At 71.8% G+C, this 17,652-nt stretch carries 17 protein-coding genes; 6 read left to right on the plus strand and 11 right to left on the minus strand.

The genetic code is table 11. From position 1 onward, the window contains the following. The first annotated feature begins 14 nt into the window (after positions 1 to 14). Together DFJ67_RS30990 and DFJ67_RS30995 are read left to right on the plus strand one after the other, a co-directional pair. Positions 15 to 359, plus strand: coding sequence for a VOC family protein (locus DFJ67_RS30990; RefSeq protein ID WP_116071567.1), 345 nt, complete (start codon positions 15 to 17; stop codon positions 357 to 359). Then, positions 349 to 819: a MarR family winged helix-turn-helix transcriptional regulator gene (locus tag DFJ67_RS30995; RefSeq protein WP_116071569.1), complete on the plus strand. Its 471-nt coding sequence runs from the start codon at positions 349 to 351 to the stop codon at positions 817 to 819. The genes DFJ67_RS30990 and DFJ67_RS30995 overlap by 11 nt, the downstream gene beginning before the upstream one ends. Here DFJ67_RS30995 and DFJ67_RS31000 read toward each other — a convergent pair. From DFJ67_RS31000 to DFJ67_RS31015, 4 genes are read right to left on the minus strand one after another with little or no spacing between them, the layout of a single operon-like run. Further along, positions 782 to 1,135 carry a nuclear transport factor 2 family protein gene (locus tag DFJ67_RS31000; RefSeq protein ID WP_116071571.1) on the minus strand — a complete coding sequence of 118 codons (354 nt, stop codon included), beginning with the start codon at positions 1,133 to 1,135 and terminating at the stop codon, positions 782 to 784. The genes DFJ67_RS30995 and DFJ67_RS31000 overlap by 38 nt on opposite strands. Continuing rightward, a complete protein-coding gene (locus DFJ67_RS31005; protein WP_116071573.1) occupies positions 1,135 to 2,079 on the minus strand; it encodes an NAD-dependent epimerase/dehydratase family protein in 945 nt (314 codons plus the stop codon). Before DFJ67_RS31005 ends, DFJ67_RS31000 begins: the two co-directional genes overlap by 1 nt. 21 nt (positions 2,080 to 2,100) lie before the next feature. Next, positions 2,101 to 2,916, minus strand: coding sequence for an alpha/beta hydrolase (locus DFJ67_RS31010; RefSeq protein WP_116071575.1), 816 nt, complete (start codon positions 2,914 to 2,916; stop codon positions 2,101 to 2,103). Positions 2,917 to 2,929: 13 nt separating this feature from the next. Next, positions 2,930 to 3,526 carry a class I SAM-dependent methyltransferase gene (locus DFJ67_RS31015; RefSeq protein ID WP_116071577.1) on the minus strand — a complete coding sequence of 199 codons (597 nt, stop codon included), beginning with the start codon at positions 3,524 to 3,526 and terminating at the stop codon, positions 2,930 to 2,932. A gap of 84 nt (positions 3,527 to 3,610) precedes the next feature. Here DFJ67_RS31015 and DFJ67_RS31020 point away from each other — a divergent pair, with 84 nt between their 5' ends. The 3 genes from DFJ67_RS31020 (at position 3,611) to DFJ67_RS31030 (ending at position 6,439) form a co-directional block, all read left to right on the plus strand. Next, the gene (locus tag DFJ67_RS31020) at positions 3,611 to 4,414 is read left to right on the plus strand and encodes an SDR family NAD(P)-dependent oxidoreductase (RefSeq protein WP_116071579.1); all 804 of its coding nucleotides are present in this window, start codon (positions 3,611 to 3,613) and stop codon (positions 4,412 to 4,414) included. A gap of 221 nt (positions 4,415 to 4,635) precedes the next feature. Beyond that, positions 4,636 to 5,649: a LysR substrate-binding domain-containing protein gene (locus DFJ67_RS31025; RefSeq protein WP_116071581.1), complete on the plus strand. Its 1,014-nt coding sequence runs from the start codon at positions 4,636 to 4,638 to the stop codon at positions 5,647 to 5,649. A 397-nt stretch (positions 5,650 to 6,046) separates the two neighbouring features. Next, positions 6,047 to 6,439, plus strand: a complete 393-nt coding sequence (locus DFJ67_RS31030; protein WP_116071583.1) for a GNAT family N-acetyltransferase — start codon at positions 6,047 to 6,049, stop codon at positions 6,437 to 6,439. On the opposite strand, the gene arfA is transcribed toward DFJ67_RS31030, so the two are convergent. The 6 genes from arfA to DFJ67_RS31060 all read right to left on the minus strand — a co-directional run bounded on the left by arfA (position 6,426) and on the right by DFJ67_RS31060 (position 13,077). Next, positions 6,426 to 7,928, minus strand: a complete 1,503-nt coding sequence (gene arfA / locus DFJ67_RS31035; RefSeq protein WP_116071585.1) for an arabinosylfuranosidase ArfA — start codon at positions 7,926 to 7,928, stop codon at positions 6,426 to 6,428. The genes DFJ67_RS31030 and arfA overlap by 14 nt on opposite strands. 60 nt (positions 7,929 to 7,988) lie before the next feature. Next, positions 7,989 to 8,852, minus strand: coding sequence for a carbohydrate ABC transporter permease (locus DFJ67_RS31040; RefSeq protein WP_116071587.1), 864 nt, complete (start codon positions 8,850 to 8,852; stop codon positions 7,989 to 7,991). Between the two features lie 2 nt (positions 8,853 to 8,854). Further along, positions 8,855 to 9,802 (minus strand): carbohydrate ABC transporter permease, encoded by a 948-nt coding sequence (locus DFJ67_RS31045; RefSeq protein WP_239096985.1) that lies wholly within the window; start codon positions 9,800 to 9,802, stop codon positions 8,855 to 8,857. Between the two features lie 28 nt (positions 9,803 to 9,830). Beyond that, a complete protein-coding gene (locus tag DFJ67_RS31050) occupies positions 9,831 to 11,150 on the minus strand; it encodes an ABC transporter substrate-binding protein (RefSeq protein ID WP_116071589.1) in 1,320 nt (439 codons plus the stop codon). Between the two features lie 140 nt (positions 11,151 to 11,290). Beyond that, entirely contained in the window at positions 11,291 to 11,830 is a 540-nt protein-coding gene (locus DFJ67_RS31055; protein ID WP_116071591.1) for a universal stress protein, read from the minus strand. Then, positions 11,827 to 13,077 (minus strand): ArsB/NhaD family transporter, encoded by a 1,251-nt coding sequence (locus tag DFJ67_RS31060; RefSeq protein WP_116071593.1) that lies wholly within the window; start codon positions 13,075 to 13,077, stop codon positions 11,827 to 11,829. Before DFJ67_RS31060 ends, DFJ67_RS31055 begins: the two co-directional genes overlap by 4 nt. A gap of 153 nt (positions 13,078 to 13,230) precedes the next feature. Here DFJ67_RS31060 and DFJ67_RS31065 point away from each other — a divergent pair, with 153 nt between their 5' ends. Continuing rightward, positions 13,231 to 14,787, plus strand: coding sequence for an alkaline phosphatase D family protein (locus tag DFJ67_RS31065; protein ID WP_116071595.1), 1,557 nt, complete (start codon positions 13,231 to 13,233; stop codon positions 14,785 to 14,787). Positions 14,788 to 14,833: 46 nt separating this feature from the next. Here the strand turns inward: DFJ67_RS31065 and DFJ67_RS31070 are convergent, their stop codons facing one another. Next, on the minus strand, positions 14,834 to 17,542 hold the full coding sequence (locus tag DFJ67_RS31070; protein ID WP_116071597.1) for a cellulose-binding domain-containing protein: 2,709 nt from the start codon (positions 17,540 to 17,542) through the stop codon (positions 14,834 to 14,836). Positions 17,543 to 17,652: the final 110 nt, after the last annotated feature.

Consider the following 17,652-nt stretch of genomic DNA (forward strand, 5'->3'; position numbering starts at 1 on the left):
TTATAGTCGAGGGCATGACCCACCTGTTCCGCGTCGTGGTCTCGACCGGCTCGCTGCCCCGGGCGCTGACCTTCTACGGCGATCTGCTCGGTCTCCCGGTGGCCGCCTCCGGCGGCGGCCTCGCGACGCTCACCGCCGGCGACGGCCTCTCGGTGCTCCTGCACGAACGCGCCTCCGCGCCGAGCGACACCTCGGTCGCCGCGTCCTTCGTGGTGGCCGGTCTCGACGACGTCGTCGCCCGCTGGTCGGCGGGCGGGGGAGCGGTCGTCGACCCGCCGGCCGCGCAGCCCTGGGGCGAGCGGATGGCCGTGGTCCGCGACCCCGACGGGCACCTGGTCTGCCTGGTCGATGCCGGCTGAGCCGCAGCCCGGCGACGCGGTCACCCGCCTCGTCGACGCCGTGATCGCGGTCTCCGGCGGGTTCACCGCGCAGGGCGACGCGCTGGTCGCCGACCTCGGCCTGACCGCCGCCCGCTGGCTGCTGCTCGGGGCGTTGCAGGACGCCCCGGCGACGATCGCGGCGGTGGCCCGGCGGCGCGGCCTGCGCCGGCAGAGCGCCCGTGAGGGGATGGAACGGCTGGAGCACGCCGGCCTGGTCGCCCGGTCACCGAACCCCGGCGACGCCCGGGCGCCGCTGTTCACGCTGACCGGTGCCGGCCTTGCCGCGCTGGCCGAGATCGAGCCGCGCCGGGCCGCCTGGGCCCGCGACCTGGAGCAGACCCTCGACCCGGCCGCTCTCGCGACCACCCTGACGCTGCTGGCGAGTCTGCGCGAAAGCCTGGTTACTCCGGCTCGTCCACAAACGCGTACAGGCGGGTGATCCGGTCGTGGTCGAGGATCGCGAAGTCCATGCCGGTCACCAGGTCGGGCCGGTCCGGCGGGCCCAGGGTCCAGATCGTGCGCACCGCGTCGGCCATCGCGTCGGTGCTGACCAGGGTGAACCGCGCGTCCGGATAGCGGTTGCGCAGGCTGCCGCTGTAGTCGTCGATCGCGCCGTAGCCGACCAGGTCGCCGTTCTCGTCGCGCAACCGGGCGCCCGGGTCGAAATGCTCCTCGATGGCGGCCAGCCTGGCCTTCGCGTCGGTCTGGGTCCACATGCCCAGCACCCCGCGCATGAACTGCTCGGGATCGTCCATCACCCCACCTTCGCACCGGCGGCGGGAGCGTCGGGCGGGTTCGCGAACGTTTCGCGCAGCGCCGGGCCCAGCGGCCGGCCGGTGGTCGGTTCGACGAACAGTTCGGCGAGCATGAGACCGGCGAGATAGCGGTGGTTGACGCCCGATTCCTTGCGGGCCAAGGCCTGCAACAGGCTGCCCGACCCCAGCGCGGCGCGCACGACGGCGCCGGGCAGGCGACCAACCCGGCGGCGCCGGCCGACCGCCTCGCTGATGCGGGTGAGCATCTCGTGCCAGGTGAGGTTCTCGTCGGCCACCGGGATGTCGTCGCCGCGGGCCTGTTCGAGCGCGTCGACGGTGATCTCGGCGACGCTGCGCGCGGAGATCGCGGCGCTTCCGCCGGCCGGGACCAGCAGCGGCGAACGCGACCGGGCCCACCGCTCCAGCGGGCCCGACCAGTTGGGCAGCACGTCGCCGGCCCGGCCGAAGACGAAGGGCAACTCGACCACGGCGACCGGCAGGTCCGGCCCAGCCGCCGCCCGTCCCTCGGCCGCCTGCTCGGCCCGGCACCGGATGTAGGCGTGCCGGTCTGTCAGGCGCCACTGTGGACGGAGCCGGTCGAAGTAGGTGTAGTAGGAGCCCAGCACCACGCCGCGGGTGAGGCCCTGGTCGCGCGCCGCGGTGAACAACCGCACCACCGGCTCGACCATGTCCTGGCGGAAGCGCGGGTAGATGGGCTTGGGAACCGGCCGCTGCTCGTCGGTGCGGGTGGCGTAGACGACGCCGTCGTGGCCGGCGAGCAACAGCGCGAGCTCGTCGAGTGACGCCGACGTGACGTCGAGCGTGTGGTCGACGCCCGGTCGCGCGGTGCGCGCCGCGGTCGTCACCCCGTGCCCGCGCTCGCGCAACACGTCGACGACATGGGCGCCGATCAGACCACTGCCACCGACCACAAGAATCCGCACGCCGCATCGTCCACTCTAGACCTACCCGGTTGTCAAGGCCCTGATGTCGGCGAACAACCGGTCAGCCGCCGCGGCCGCGGCGGCGGAGGTCAGGTCCATGTTCTGGATGAACCCGTGTTCGAGGCCCGGCTCCTGGCGGTGCCGGACCCGGACGCCCGCGTCGGCCAGCCGCCGGGCGTAGGCGTCGCCCTCGTCGCGCAGCGCGTCATGCTCCGCGGTCACGATCACGGCCGCCGGCAGGCCACGCAGGTCGGCCGCGAGCAGCGGGCTGGCCGGCGCCCGGTCGGCCGGGTCGGGCGTCCACTGCGCGACGACCCACTCCAGGAAGTCGGCGTCGAGCCCGTGGCCAGTGCCCTTCTCCACGATGCTGGGCTGCGAAAGCGTCAAATCGGTGTTGGGGCAGACCAGGATCTGCGCGGCCGGCAGACGCTCGCCCGCGTCACGCAGCCGCAGGCAGGCCATGGTGGCCAGATAGCCGCCGGCACTGTCACCGGCCACCGCGACCGGCGCGGCCCAGCGCAGCACCGCGACGACGTCGTCGATGGCCGCGGGATAGGGGTGCTCCGGCGCGCGCCGGTAGTCGACGGCCAGCACCTCCACGTCGCACGCGTCGGCGATCCGCCGGCAGGTGCGGTCATGCGAGTCGAGGTCGCACATGACGAACCCGCCACCGTGGACGAACACCACGAGCGGCCGCGCTTCCTCCCGCGGCCGGTAGTGGCGCAGCCGCAGCCCGCCGGGCCCGTCGCGGTCGTCGATGTGGGCCAGCGCGGGCCCTTTCGGCCGGTCGGCCGGTGGCCGGCGGGCCCGCAGGGTCGACAGGTCGGGAACGGTCATCGGCGCGTCTCTCTCACCGTAGGCGTTGGGCCCGCAGGACGATATCGCGGACGTGCGCGGTGCCTTCGGGCGCGGGTGCGGTGCGCAGCCGGCTCTCGTTGGTCACGATTTTCCAGTCGTCGCCGAGCAGCCGGGCGATCTCGTCGGGCTGGTAGAAGTCGGCCGGGTCGAACCCGGGCGCGTCGCCCGGCCGCAGGTCGGCCAGGTCGTGCCCGGCGACGAGCAGCGTGCCGCCGGGCGCGACGGCGGACAGCAGGGCGCGCACCGCGGCGTGGTCCGGCTGATGCGGCAGCGGGACATACTGCGCGGAGACCAGGTCGAACGGCCCGGCCGGGGGAGCCTCGCGGGTCAGGTCGACGCGGGTCCACACCGCGCGACCGGTGCGGTCCGCGGCGGCCGCGCGGGACAGCGCGGTCCGCGAGATGTCGATCCCGGTGACCTGCCAGCCGCGCGCGGCCAGCCACAGCGCGTCGCCGCCCTCACCGCACCCCACGTCGAGGGCCCGCCCCGGCGGCAGGTCGGTCACCTCGGCGACCAGCACCCCGTTGGGTCTGCCGCTGAACAGCTGCTCGCGACTGCCGTACAACTCGTTCCAGAACTGCTCATCCATCGCGTCAACGTGCACCCGTCCCCAGCAGGGTGGCAATCTTCTTTGCCAGAACGGCAAAAACGTTCCGCGCTAGATTGATCGTTGATGGACCTGACCGATCGCACCGTGGTGTTGACCGGTGCCACCGACGGCATCGGCCGCGCCACCGCGCTCAAGCTCGCGGGCCACGTCGGCCACCTGATCCTGCACGGCCTCCAGACGCGCGCCGAGGTGGCCGGGCTGCTCGACGGCCTCGCGGGCCGGGTCACCTACCTCCAGGCCGACTACGGCCACCTCGACCAGGTGTCGGGCCTCGCGGCCGACATCAAGGTGGCGGCATCCCACGTCGACCTGCTGATCAACAATGCCGCCCGGCCCGGCCCGCAACGGCGTGAGCGCACCGCCGACGGCATCGAGGCGACGCTGCAGACCAACTACCTGTCGACGGTGGTGCTCTGCACGACGCTGCGCGCGCGCCTGGGTCGGGTGCTCAACATCGCCAGCGCCACACACCTGACCGCCGACCTCGGCCTCGACGATCTCGGCCTGGCCAGCGGCGGCTACTCGGCGGTCGGCGCGTACGCCCGGTCGAAGCTCGCGATCGTGACCTTCACCTGCTGGCTGGCCGGCCGGCTCGACGGCGGGACGGCGGAGGCGGCGAGCGTGCACCCGGGCGTCATCCGGTCGCGCCTGCTCAACGACATGTTCTCGATCCAGGGCGCGGCACCCGAGCGCGGCGCCGACAACATCCTGCACGTCGCCCGACTGCCCGGGTCGATCAACGGCCGCTACTTCGACGAACGCGAGCCGACCCGGCCCAATCCCACGGCCGAGGCTCCGGCGATCCAGCGGGAACTGCTCGACCGCACGGCCGACCTCCTCGCACCCATCGGCGTCGACCCGCGCTGAACGTCGATTCCGCGCACCGGCGGTGCTCCGTAGCTGGTCGAGCAGGTGGCGGCCGGGCGGCCGCTTGAGCGCCGGGCGGTCGTGCCGGCCGAGCTGGTGGTCCGGCAGAGCTCGACCCGCTGAACCGTTTCATCTTTCCCGTCACACGCTTGACATCGCCCGTTCATGCCATGAATTGTTAGCGCTAACATTCATGTTCATATGCAGAGAGGCGCGCCGACATGGCCGAGTTGGGCGCATCCCCCGCCTTCCCTCGCCGAATCGACAACCGACCGACCTCCGGCGTCCCGGACGCCGTCGCCGCGGCGCGCATCGAGCTGCGCCAATTGCGCTACTTCATCTCGTTGGCCGAGGAACTCCACTTCGGCCGCGCCGCCGCCCGCGAGCACATCGTGCAGTCGGCGCTGAGCCAGCAGGTCCAGCGGCTCGAACGCACCCTCGGCGTGGTGCTGGTGCACCGCACCACCCGACACATCGAACTGACCGCGGCCGGCTCGCGTTTCCTGCTGGAAGCGCGCCAGATCATCGAGCACGTCGACCGGGCGGCCGGCCTGGCCCAGGGCCTGACATCGGCACCGCCGGCGCTGCGGGTCGGTCTGCTCGACGAGGGCTACGAGGCGGCCCGGCCGGTGCTGCGGACACTCCGCGCCCGCTACCCGGAACTGGAGGTCCACCAGGTCCAGGTGGGCGTGCCCGAGCAGTGCCGGATGCTCGCCGACGGCCGCTTGGACGTCGGCATCGGCCGTAGCTGCGCGGCCCCGCCACAGATCGCCTCGGAACTGTTCCGGCTCGACCCGCTCGGCGTGCTGGTGCCCGACGGTCACCGGCTGGCCCGGCTGCCGGTCGTGCCGGTGTCCGCGCTGGCGGGGGAGACCCTGCTGATGCCCGACGAGTCCCGGGCGCCGGAGCTGGCCGAGTTCGTGGCCGAGATCTGCCGCACGGCCGGGTTCGTGCCGGCGGCGTTCTGCGGCAGCGCGCTGAACCTGCGCGCCGCCGTGGACCTGGTGGTCGGTGGTTGCTGCGTGATGTGCGCGCCGGCCTCGACCGCCGACCTGGCGGCGCCGGCCCGGTGGCGGCCCCTCGCACCGGTGGTCCCGCGCTATCCGTGGTCGGTGCTCTGGCGAGCGGAGCAGCCGGCCCGGGCGGTGCTGGCGCTGGTCGCCATCGCGCGGGAGCTGTCCCGGCGGGAGGGCTGGCGCGACCCCCGCGAGTCGCGCGTCAACCTGGCAAGCTGACCGCTCGCGACCTATCAGCTCGCGGGACGGTGCGAGCGCTCCGCGCGCGGCTCAGTGTGGCGGCGGCCGCCGGTCGGCATGGCGCGTTGTTCGTGGTGGCGGTCAGCCCGAGCGTGGCCGGGTGGCCTGGCGCTGGGTGTGGCGGGTTGTTCGTGGTGGCGGTCAGCCCGAGCGCGGTCAGGCGGCCTGGCGCCGGGTGTGGGGGTTGTTCGTGGTGGCGGCCGGGCGACAGCGTGGCCGGAGCGTTCGTGCGTCGGGTATGGCGAGCTGATCGCGGTGGCAGTCTTGGTTCCAGGAGCGGACCACGCGTCTACCCGATGAGGGGAGAAATGATGGCGATCACGTCCCCGTGGCGGGGCGAGGCCGGTCTGCGGTTCGGCCTCGCGAGGCGACTGCGATGACGGTTACCTACCGCTGGCGCGGCGACTTCGACAGCGCCGAGGTCGCGGCGTTGCACGCCGAGGGGTTCGGGCAACCGGCCACGCCAGAGGACTGGTGGGACCGGGTCAACCGGCACAGTCTCGGGTGGGTCTGTGCGCGGGCCGGCGGCACGCTGGTCGGCTTCGTCAACGTGGCGTGGGACGGTGCCACGCACGCGTTCGTCCTGGACACCGTCGTCGCGTCCACCGCCCGGCGGCAGGGGGTCGGCGCCGCGCTGGTCGCGGCCGCCACCGACGGGGCCCGGGCCGCCGGTTGCGCCTGGTTGCATGTCGACTTCGAGCCCGCGCTCCAGCCCTTCTACGACGCGTGCGGGTTCATCCCGACCCGGGCCGGCCTCATCGCGCTGTAGTCAACCGGATCATGTTCCAGGACAGCGGCGGCAGCACCGCCTGGACGCGGCCGCCGTCGGCCTTGGGCGGGTCGAGGCGGCGGGGCGTCACCCGGTCGGGGTTGGTCGCGTCGTTGACCGCGTCGGGGTCGTCGTCGAACAGGGCCACGTGCTCCGCCACGGCCAGCGACGGCAGCGCCCGCAGGTCGACGTCGAGCGTCAGCTCCTGCCGCTGGTCGCGGTTGACGGCGAACAGGACCACGGAATCTTCGCCCTGGACCGCCACCGCGTCCAGCACTGGGACCGGGCCGTGGGCGGCGGTCTCGTATACGGGACTGGTTGGCTCCAATCGCAACACCGTGCCGCGTCCGTGGCGAGATGTGAGTGCGAACGGGTGGTAGCTGCTCTGCCGCCACGCCGGGCCGCCGGGCTCGGTCATGATCAGGCCGATCACGTTGACCAACTGGGCCTGGCAGCCGATCCGCACCCGGTCGGCGTGCCGGAGCAGGCTGATCAGCAGATCGCCGACGACCACCGCGTCGGTCACCGAGTAGACGTCTTCGATCAGCCGGGGCGTCTGCTCGATGTCGAGGTTCTTCTCACCGGCGAACCGGGTCTGATACCAGACGTTCCACTCGTCGAACGAAATGTTGATCCGCTTGCGGTGCCGGCCCACCGCCCGCACGTGGTCGGCCGTCGCGACCACCGCGTCGATGAACGCGTCCATGTCGACCGCCGACGCGAGGAAGCTGTCGCGGTCACCGTCGCGCTCCTGGTAGTAGGCGTGCATCGAGACGTAGTCGGCCACCTCGTAGGTCTCCGCCAGCACCGTCGCCTCCCACGAGCCGAACGTCGGCATCGCCAGCGACGAACTGCCGCACGCCACCAGCTCGATCGACGGGTCGACCAGCCGCATCGCCTTGCCCGTCTCGGCCGCCAACCGTCCATACTCGACAGCCGTCTTGTGGCCGATCTGCCACGGCCCGTCCATCTCGTTGCCCAGGCACCAGACCTTGATGGCGTACGGGTCAGCCGCGCCGTTGGCCCGCCGGCGGTCGGACCAGTAGGTGCCGGACGGATGGTTGCAGTATTCGACGAGGTTGCGGGCCGCGTCGATGCCGCGGGTCCCGAGGTTCACCGCCATCATCGTTTCCGCGCCGACCGACCCGGCCCACCGCTGGAACTCGTCGACGCCGACATGATTGGGCTCGATCGTGCGCCAGGCGAGATCGATCCTGGTCGGCCGGTCAGCGACCGGGCCGATGCCGTCTTCCCAGTGGTAACCGGAGACGAAGTTGCCGCCCGGATAACGCACGATCGGCACGCCCAGCTCCCGGGTCAGCGCCGCCACGTCGCGCCGGAAGCCGTGTTCGTCGGCCTCCGGGTGGCCCGGCTCGTGGATCCCCTCGTAGACGCACCGGCCGAGGTGCTCGACGAAGCTGCCGTAGAGGCGCGGATCGACCTCGCCGATGCGGAACGCCGGGTCGACGGTGAGCGATGCGAACTGCACGAAACCTCCTGGACGATGTCAGATGTCAGATGCCTGATGCCTGATGCGCGGTGCGCGAGGTCAGCCCTTGAGACCGGAACCCGCGATGCCCTGCACGATCTGGCGCTGGAAGAGCAGGAACACGGCCACCAGCGGGATCGCGCCGAGGATCGCCGATGCCATCGTGTCCGCGTACCGGATGCCGAACGCGCCCTGGACCGTCGCGAGGCCGACCGGCACCGTCATCAGGTCAGGGTTGCTCAGCACCAGCAACGGCCAGAGCAGGTCGTTCCAGGTCGTCACGAACGTGAAGATGGCGACGGCCGCCACCGCCGGGCGGGCCAGCGGCAGCACGATCCGGCGGTAGACCCGGAAGAAGCTGGCGCCGTCCATCCGGGCCGCCTCCTCGAGGTCGCGCGGCAGCCCGTCGAAGAACTGCTTGAAGATGAACACCGCGATCGCGGCCGGGATCTGCGGCAGGATCACCGCCCAGTAGGTGTTGAGCAGCCGCAGCGCGTCGAACTCGCGGAACCACGGCACGATCAGCACCTGGCCCGGGATCATGATGCCGGCCAGAATCGCCCAGAACACGATGTTCTTGTAGCGGAACCGCATGCGGGACAGGGCGAACGCGGCCATGCTGGCCACCAGCACGGTGCCGATCGCGGCGAGGCTGGAGACGATGAACGAGGCGCCGTACCAACTCCACATGTCGGTGTCGCGCAGCGTGCGGGTGAACGCGTCGAGCGTCGGGTTGTCGATCAGCCACGTCGTGCGCGTCGTCTCCGCGTTGGGCTTGACGGCCGTGTCGACCGCCCACAGCAACGGGACGAGCCAGATCAGCGCGAAGGCGATCAGCACGCCGGCGCAGATCCGGTTGAACAGCTTCTCGCGGCGATGGATCCGATCCATGGTCAGACCGTCGGACGCGGTAAGAGTCGCCATCGTCACACCACCTTCTCCTGCCGGCGCACGAGCGTGAACCAGACGGCCGACACCGCGAGGACCACGAGGAAGAACAGCATCGACACGGCCGCGGCGTAGCCGACGCGATAGTTGGTGAAGCCCTCGTCGTAGACGAGTTGCAGGATTGAGCGGGTGGCGAAGTTGGGCCCGCCGCTGGTCATCAGATACATCTGGTCGAAGACCTTGAGCGACGCGATCACCTGCAACACCGCGACCAGCGTGGTGGTCCGGCCGAGCATCGGGATGGTGATCCGGCGGACCTGCTGCCACGGCCCGGCCCCATCCATCGCGGCCGCCTCGTAGAGGTCGCGGGGTATCTCCTGGAGCCCGGCGAGGTAGAGGATGAAGTTGAAGCCGAGCGTCCACCAGACGGTGGTGATGGCCAGCGACGGCATCGCCCAGGCGGCGTCGCCCAGCCAGCTCGGCGCGGTCATGCCCACCTTGGCCAGCGCCGTGTCGAGCAGACCCAGCGCCGGTGTGTAGAGCCACATCCAGATCAGCGCGACGACCGCGGACGGCAGGATGTAGGGCGCGAAGAAGGCCAGCCGGAAGAACCACCGGCCACGGGCGACCCGGTTGGCCAGCAGGGCCAGCACGAACCCGAGGATCACCAACGGCGGCGTGGTCAGGATCGTGAACCACAGCGTGTGCCAGAGCGACGACCAGAAGTCGCTGCTACTCAACGCTTCCGCGTAGTTGCGCAAGCCGGCGGCGCCGTTGAGGCCCGGCTTGACCAGGCTGGCGTCGGTGAAGCTCAGCACCAGCCCGTAGAGCGCCGGGCCGATGATGAAGAGCAGATAGAGGACGGCGAACGGAGCGAGAAACGCCGATGCCGCCCGGCCCTGCGGCGCCGCGCGCCGGCGTGGAGCCGTCGGCGCGATGCCCCGGCGGGCGTCGGTGTCGGTCTGGTCGGATGTCTGCGTGGACACGGGTGCCTCCCACGACGCACGGAGGGTGCTACAGCGGTGACGGGGTGCCTGCGAGCTGCTCGAGGCTGCCACGCATCTGGGCGATGGCCTGTTGCGGTGACGCGGCGCCGGACAGGACGTCGCCGATCGCCGAGCCGGTGATGATCTCGAAGTTCGACCCGGAACCCGAATACCAGCCCTCGGCGTCGTACGCGGCCGCGTCAGCAGCCGACGCGTAGTTGGACTGCGGGCTCATCTGCGCGTATTCGGCGCCCTCGGCGAACGGCAGCCACAACGGGACGTGGCCACCCTCCGTCCAGGTCTTGCTCTGGTCCAACATGGACCGGACGAAGGTGAGCGACCGGTCGAGCCGCGCCGCGTCGTGGCTGGGCTGGCGGGGCAGCACGAACGTATGTGAGTCGGCCTGCACCGCGTAGTTGCTTCCCCCGAACACGTTGGGGAACAGCGTCATGCTGAACGGCATCTTGGCCGTCTGGAACGTGGTGATCTCCCACTCGCCCTGGAACAGGAAAGCGGTCTGGCCGTTGGCGAACATCGCGATCGAGCCCTGATAGTCGATGGGGTTGGGGAACAGCCCGTCTCGGGTGAGGCTCCGCATGAACGTGAGCACCTGGGTCGCCTTCGCCTCGTCGATCACCACCTTGGTGCCGTCGTCGGCCAGCATCTGCCCGCCGAGTTGCGAGTAGAACGACTGGAACATCCGCCACGGCGTCGACGTCTCGGAGACGAACGCCAGCGCGCCGCCGAACTCGCCGGTGACCGCCTTCGCCTTCTTCATCGCGTCGGTGAAAGCCGCCTCGCTGTCCAACGGCGTGAGCTTGCCGGCCGAGTCGAGCAGGCCGGCCTGCTGGCAGATGTCGGTGTTGTAGAACATCACGAACGGGTGCGTGTCGATCGGGATGCAGTAGGCCTTGCCGTCGACCAGCGCCGCCTCCCAGGCCCGCTGGTTGAACTTGTCCGGGGTCATCCCGTGCCTGGCCAGGTCGTCGGGGCGCAGTTCTTCGAGCAGGTCGGCTCGGACCAGGTTCTTCATCCGGGTCAGGTGCGAGATGGCGACCTCGGGCGGGCGGTCGCCGAGCGTGGCCAGCGACAGCTTCGTGTAGTAGGGGTTTCCCCAGGCCAGCGTGACGGCGGCGAGTTCGACGTCGGCGTGTTCGGCCCGATAACCATCGAGCATCTGCTGCATGCGTACGCCGTCGCCGCCGCCGAACAGATTCCAGAAGTCGAGCGTTCCGGTTTCCCGCGAGGTGCTCAGCCCCGCGGCGACCGAGGAGCAACCGGTGAGCGCCGCGGTCGCACCCAGTCCGGCGACCGCGAGTAGCTGTCGGCGGCTGAGATTCTTGGTCATGGCTCCCGTCCCTTCCGAGCCGGCGCGTTGACTGAGCCTCGCTGCCGCACGGACGGACAGTCCATCGGTTGATCTTCGCAATCACAGATCGCCCGGGTGAGAATCGCGAAAGATCGTCACCTGCGGCACCGACCGCTCAGTCAGTGCGGCGGCGGCGGCGCCTTCTTCGGCGGCGCGGCCTTGTGTGGCGGCGCTGCCTTGTGCGGCGGCGGCGGGATCGTGTCGACGGCCGGCGGAGCGGTCGGCCAGACCAGCAGCACCGCGCACGGCGCGTGGTCGACGACGAACCGGGTCGGCGGGTTGAGGCTGCGCGGCCCGAGCCGGGTGACCGGACCGTCGCGGGCCACCACCAGCAGGTCGGCGCCCTCGGCCGCGGCGACCACCTCGCGCTCCAGCCGGCCGTGCCGGCGCACCGGCGACGACGCGCGGTCGAGCCGGGCCGCGGCGGCCGCCAGCATCGCCTCCTCGGAGCGCGCGGCGGCGGCGCTGATCGCGGCGCCCGGATCGGGCCCGCGCGAACCGCGACCGACCAGCCCGGCGAACGCGTCGGACACGTCGTCGGCCAGCGCCGGGTCGGTGACGTGCAGCAGGGTGATCGACGCGGACGGGGGCGCCACCTCGGCGGCGGCGTCGACGCACGCCTGCCAGGTGCCCTCGGCCAACCAGACGACCACCTTCATAACACTGTGGATAGTTTCAGAGCCACCCATAGCGCGACAACCGCCGCGAGCAGACACGCCGGCACCGAGATCGCGCCGAGCCGCAGGAACGCCCCCGTGGCCGGTGGCTCGTCGCGGGCGTGCAGGATCCGCCGCCAGAGCAGCGTGGCCAGCGAGCCGACGTAGGTCAGGTTCGGGCCGACGTTGACCCCGATCAAAGCGGCCAGCACCAGGCCGGGGGAGTGCGCCACCACCGGCACCAGCACCAGCGTGGCCGGCACGTTGTTGACCAGGTTGGCCAGCAGCGCGGCCAGGCCGGCCACGGCCAGCAGGCCGAGCAGGTCGGCGCTGTGCGGCGTCAGCGCGGTGATCAGGTCGTCCAGGCCGTGCTGGCGCAGCGCCAGCACCACCACGCCGAGCGCGAACACGAAGAAGCAGAACAGCGGGTTGGTCTCCAGCACGATCGCCCAGGCGGCCCGGGCGCGGCGCGGTGCGCGTACCACGAGAGGCACTGCCAGAACGACGGCGCCGCCGGCCGCGATCCAGGCCGGCGCCACTCCCATCGGCTCGGCGGCGGCGAAGCCGGCCAGGGTCAGCGCCAGCACGGCCAGCGCGAAGCGCGGTGCCGGCGCCGGCTCGACCGGCACGGGCCGGGCCGGGGTCGCCAGGTCGCCGGCGAAGAACCACCGGAACACCGCGTACTCGACCGCCAGCACGGCCAGCCAGGGCAGCGCCATCATGCCCGCGAAGCCGAGGAAGGTGAGTCCGGTCGCGCCGAACGCGAGCAGGTTGGTCAGGTTGGCCACCGGCAGCAGCAGCGACCCGGCGTTGGCCAGGTGGGTGCACGCGTAGACCTGCGGCCGGGCCCGCACGCCGGCCGCCGCCGCGGTCGCGAACACGACGGGCGTGAGCAGCACGACCGTAGCGTCGAGGCTGAGCACCGCGGTGACCGCGGCGGCGATCGCGAACACGACGGTCAGCAGCCGGGTCGGGCTGCCCCGCGAGGCCCGGGCGGCCAGCCCGCCGGCGAACGCGAACACGCCCCAGGAGTCGGCCAGGTGGGCCAGCGCCAGGATCGCCGCGAGGAAGCCGACGGTGGGACCCAGCATGATCATTTCGTCGCGGGCCGCCGCCCACGGCACCAGCCCGCCGCCGATCGCGATCGCGGCGGCCGGCACCGCGGCGGTCGCCTCCGGCAGCCCGCGCGGGCGGACCACCGCGAACGCCAGCACCACGGCCAGCAGCAGCACGGCCCACACGGTCGACACAAAGCGCCAGGGTACGGGCGCACCCGGGCCCGCGCCCCGCGACGGCGCGCCGGCAACTGGTCAACCGACGCTCAACCGGTCGCAACCCGGCACACACCTAAATCGTGATCATCAATGGGGTACGCGTTGTCCGATCGGAAGGCGAAGCCTGCCATGCAACCCCGTATCGACCGTCGTCAACTCCTCACGCTTGCCGGCGCCAGTGGCGTCGGACTCGCCGCGACCGTCGCCGGCGTCAGCGCCGCTCCGGCCCTGGCGGACCCGAAACACCAGCTCGACCCCTTCACTCTGGGCGTCGCCTCGGGTGACCCGCTGCCCGACGGTGTCGTCCTCTGGACCCGCCTCGCGCCCGAGCCGCTGGCCGCCGACGGCCTCGGCGGGATGACCCGGCACGTCGTCGCGGTCACCTGGGAGGTCGCGGAGGACGCCCGCTTCCGTCACGTGGTCAAGCGCGGCGTCGAGCGGGCCACCCCCGAACTCGGCCACGCGGTGCACGCCGAGGTGCACGGCCTGCGCGCCGACCGCGAGTATTTCTTCCGGTTCCGCACCGGCAACGCGGTCAGCCCGGTCGGCCGCACCCGGACCGCGCCGTCCGCACACAGCCGGCCCCGCGAGCTCGCGTTCGCGTTCGTCTCCTGCTCGAACTACCCGACCGGCTACTTCACCGCCTACCAGCACCTGGCGGCCGAGGACCTCGACCTGGTCGTGCACCTGGGCGACTACATCTACGAGGGCCCGGCGGCCGGCACCCTCGGCCGGGCCCACCTGCCGGCCACCGAGATCTTCTCGCTGGCCGACTACCGGATCCGGCACGCGCAGTACAAGACCGACGCCGACCTCCAACTCGCGCACGCCCGCTTCCCGTGGGCGGTGACCTGGGACGACCACGAGGTGGAGAACAACTACGCCGACGACATCTCGGAGGACGCGGCCCAGGACCCGGAGTCGTTCCTGCGCCGCCGGGCCGCCGCCTACCAGGCGTACTACGAGCACATGCCGCTGCGCCGCTCGGCCGTGCCGCGCGGTGCCGACATGCGGATCTACCGCCGCCTGCGCTACGGCCGGCTGGCCGAGTTCAACCTGCTCGACGGCCGCCAGTATCGCTCCGACCAGGTCACCGACCCGGTCGCCCTCGACGACCCGGCCCGGTCGATGCTCGGCGCCGAGCAGGAGCGCTGGCTGATCGACGGCCTCAGCCACTCGGCCGGCACCTGGAACATCGTGGCCCAGCAGACCGTGATGGCCAAGGCCGACCGCGACCCGGGCCCGGGTGAGCTGCTGCCCAACGACAACTGGAACGGCTACGAGCCGGCCCGCCAACGCCTCTTCGACGGCGTCGCGCGCCGCCGGGTGGAGAACATGGTCGTCATCACCGGCGACGCGCACTGCAGCATGGTGGCCGACCTCAAACAGAACTTCGACGACCCGGCATCGCGTACGGTCGGCGTCGAGTTCCTCGGCACCTCTGTGACGTCGGGCGGCGACGGCGCACCGATGGACACCCGCGGCACGGAGTGGCTGGCCTCGAACCCGCACATGAAGTTCTACGACGCCCGCCGCGGCTACGTCCGCTGCACGGTCGACAACCACACCTGGCGCAGCGACTACCGCGCGGTGCCGCAGGTCAGCACGCCCGACGCGGCCGTGTCGACGATCGCCAGCTTCGTCGTCGAGGAGGGCCGCCCCGGCGTCCACGCCGAGCCGGCCTAGCGACCACCGGGGTGCGCCGCCCGGGACGGCGGCGCACCCCGCACGGTCAGCTTCGTTGGCAGGTCACCGTGGCCGGGATGGCCGCGGTGCCGGTGCCGAGGAAGCCGAACGTGGTGCTGGCGTTCGGTGCGAGGGTGCCGTTCCACGCCGTGTTGCGCACGGTCACCGCCGTGCCCGACGCGGTGTAGTCGCCGCCCCAGAGCTGGGTGATCTGGGTGCCGCTCGGATAGGTCCAGGTCACCGCCCAGCCGGCGGTCGCGGTGCTGCCGGTGTTGCGCACCGCGACCTCACCCTGGAAGCCGCCCGGCCACGAGCCGGTCACCCGGTAGGTGGCGGCACAACCGCCTGGGCCGGCGGTCGGAGTCGGCCCGGTCGTCGGCGTCGCGGTCGGGGTCGGGGTCGGACCGGCCGTGGGCGAACTGGTCGGGCTCGCCGTCGGAGAGCTCGTCGGGCCGGCGGTCGGCTCCGGGCCGGTGCGGTCGGCGACCAGGATGCCGCGGCCGTTGGTGCCCAGGTAGACCCGGCCGAAGACGCGCGGGTCGCCGGTGAGGGCCTCGCCCGCGTTGCCGTACTGGTGTTGCGCGTCGTTGATCCGCACCCAGGTGCCGCCGGTGTCGTCGGAGCGGAACACGCCGGCCACGCCGTCGACGGTGCCGACCAGGAAGATCGCCGGGTAGGACCGGCCCGGTGCCGCCTTGCCGAAGCCGACGTTGACCGCGGCGGACACTGTGGACACCCGGGTAAAAGTCGCGCCGTTGTCGGACGAGCGGTAGAGGCCGCCCGTTCCGGCCACCCACACGTCGGCGCCGACCGTCTTCAACTTGGCGCCGTCCGGCAGGCCCGACGCGCCGGCGGTGAAGGTGCGCCCGCCGTCGGCGCTGGCGTAGACGCGGCCGGCGGCGTACCCGAAGAAGCGTTGTGGGTTGGTTCTGCTCGCCTCGACGATCGCGCCGGTCGGGATCCCGGACGACGGGCTCCACGAACTGCCCCGGGTCGTCGAGAACTGCACGCCGGTGCCCTGCGGGCTCCACACCACGGCACTGGCGTCGGTCGCGATCGCCACCGTGCCGCCGCCGGTGACGCCGCCCGGCTCCTGGCCTTGATACCAGGTGCGGCCGCCGTCGGTGGAGACGCCGATCCGGTTGAGGTTGGGGTTGGCCGCCCGGTCGCCGTTGCCGACGCGGACCATCACCGACGGGTTGGCCTCGGCGAAGTCCAGGCTCGTGTTGCTGCCCAGGTTCGGCGTGTCGTGGAAGTTCGGCGGGACCGCCGCCAGGTCGTCGTGGCGGAAGCCGCCGATGTCGCCGAGCGCACTGATCAGCGGCGCACCCGACGGCGGGCTGGCCAGGTCGAGCACGGCGGTCTCTTCGATTCCACGGGCCATCGGCCGGACCGTGAACGTGCCGCTCGCGCTGTCCCAGGCGGTGAGGTTGGTGGTGGCGTAGAGGGTCGCGCCGGTGCCGTAGAGCATGCGGTTGGCGTCGAACGGGTCGATCTCCAGCGACTCGGTCATCCAGCCGAGCTTCGGCGTCTGCTCAGGCTGCGAGGGCGCGGTGTTGAAGTCGAGCCACGGGTTGGCGGAGATGTCCATCGTGTAGCGGTTGACCCGGTTGGGATAGCCGTTGAAGTCCCATACCCGGGACCAGGTGGCGCCGCCGTCGCGGGTGCGGAAGAAGATCACGTCGGGCCACCAGGAGATCTGCGTGGCGACGATCAGCGTGCCCGGGTTCTGCCGGTCGATGGTCAGTCCACTGTAGCCAAAATAGTCGTCGGCGCTGGTCGACGGCACCGGGCTGATCCGGGTCCACGCGCCCGTCGCCCGGGATAGTTTCCAGACGTCGCCCTTGCCGCCGTCGTAGGGGCCGCCGGTGTCGCTGGTCGCGATGTAGAGGAAGCCGCCGGTCGGGTCGACAACCGCCTTGTGTGCCAGGAAACCCGTCGGCTGGTCGGGGATCCGTTGCCAGGTCACGCCGGCGTCGGTGCTGCGATAGACCGGGTTCTGCTTGTCGGCCACGCCGACGTAGATGGTGCGGGTCGCGGTGCCGGTCGCGCCGGTCGACTGGTCGAAGTCGACCCAGGTGACACCCTGGTTGCCGGTCAGGTAGCCGTTGGGGTCCGAAGGATCCTGCGCGTAGTTGCCGGCGTTGTGAAACGCGGTCACCCGGGCCCACGTGACGCCGTAGTCGGTGCTGCGCCAGAGCCCGTTGCCTCCTTCGGCGCCGAAGTAGACGATCCGGCTGTCGTTGGGGTCGACGGCGAGCCGCTCGCCCTGGCCGCGCCCGGGCATGTTGCCGCCCACCTTGAACGGCAGGTTGAAGGCCTGCCAGGAGGCACCCCGGTCGGTGGAGCGCAGAATCGCCCCGTTGTTGGGGTCCCAACTGTTGGTATACATGCCGACGGCGGCGTAAACCCGGTTGGTCTGCACCGGGTCGGCGGCCATGCTGAGCACGCCGTTCCAGCCCCAGCGGTCCCAACCGACCCAGTCGAGCAGCGGCACCCAGGCACTGCCGGCGGCATTCCAGCGGTAGGCGCCACCGATGTCGGTGCGCGCGTAGATCAGGTCGCGCTGCCCGGGGTTGAACACGATCCCGGAGACGAAGCCGCCACCGTCGATCCGAACATTCTTCCAGGCGTACGCGTCGGTCGCGGCCGCGGTCGGCACGAGCGCCGCCTGTGGCCCGACGAAGGTGAGGGCGGCCGCCGCGGCCAGTATGGTCGCGGCGAGGGCCGGCCCCCAGGTGCGGGATGAGCGCATGTCTCTGCCTCTCGGTGTGCGTTGTCGCGCACAGCGGAGGAGGCCGCAACCAGCCGACGGGCGCGTGGGAGCGGAACGGACGCGCGGCGCACCTGCCCTGGCGCCGCACC

It is taken from the genome of Asanoa ferruginea, assembly GCF_003387075.1.
GTDB lineage: Bacteria > Actinomycetota > Actinomycetes > Mycobacteriales > Micromonosporaceae > Asanoa > Asanoa ferruginea.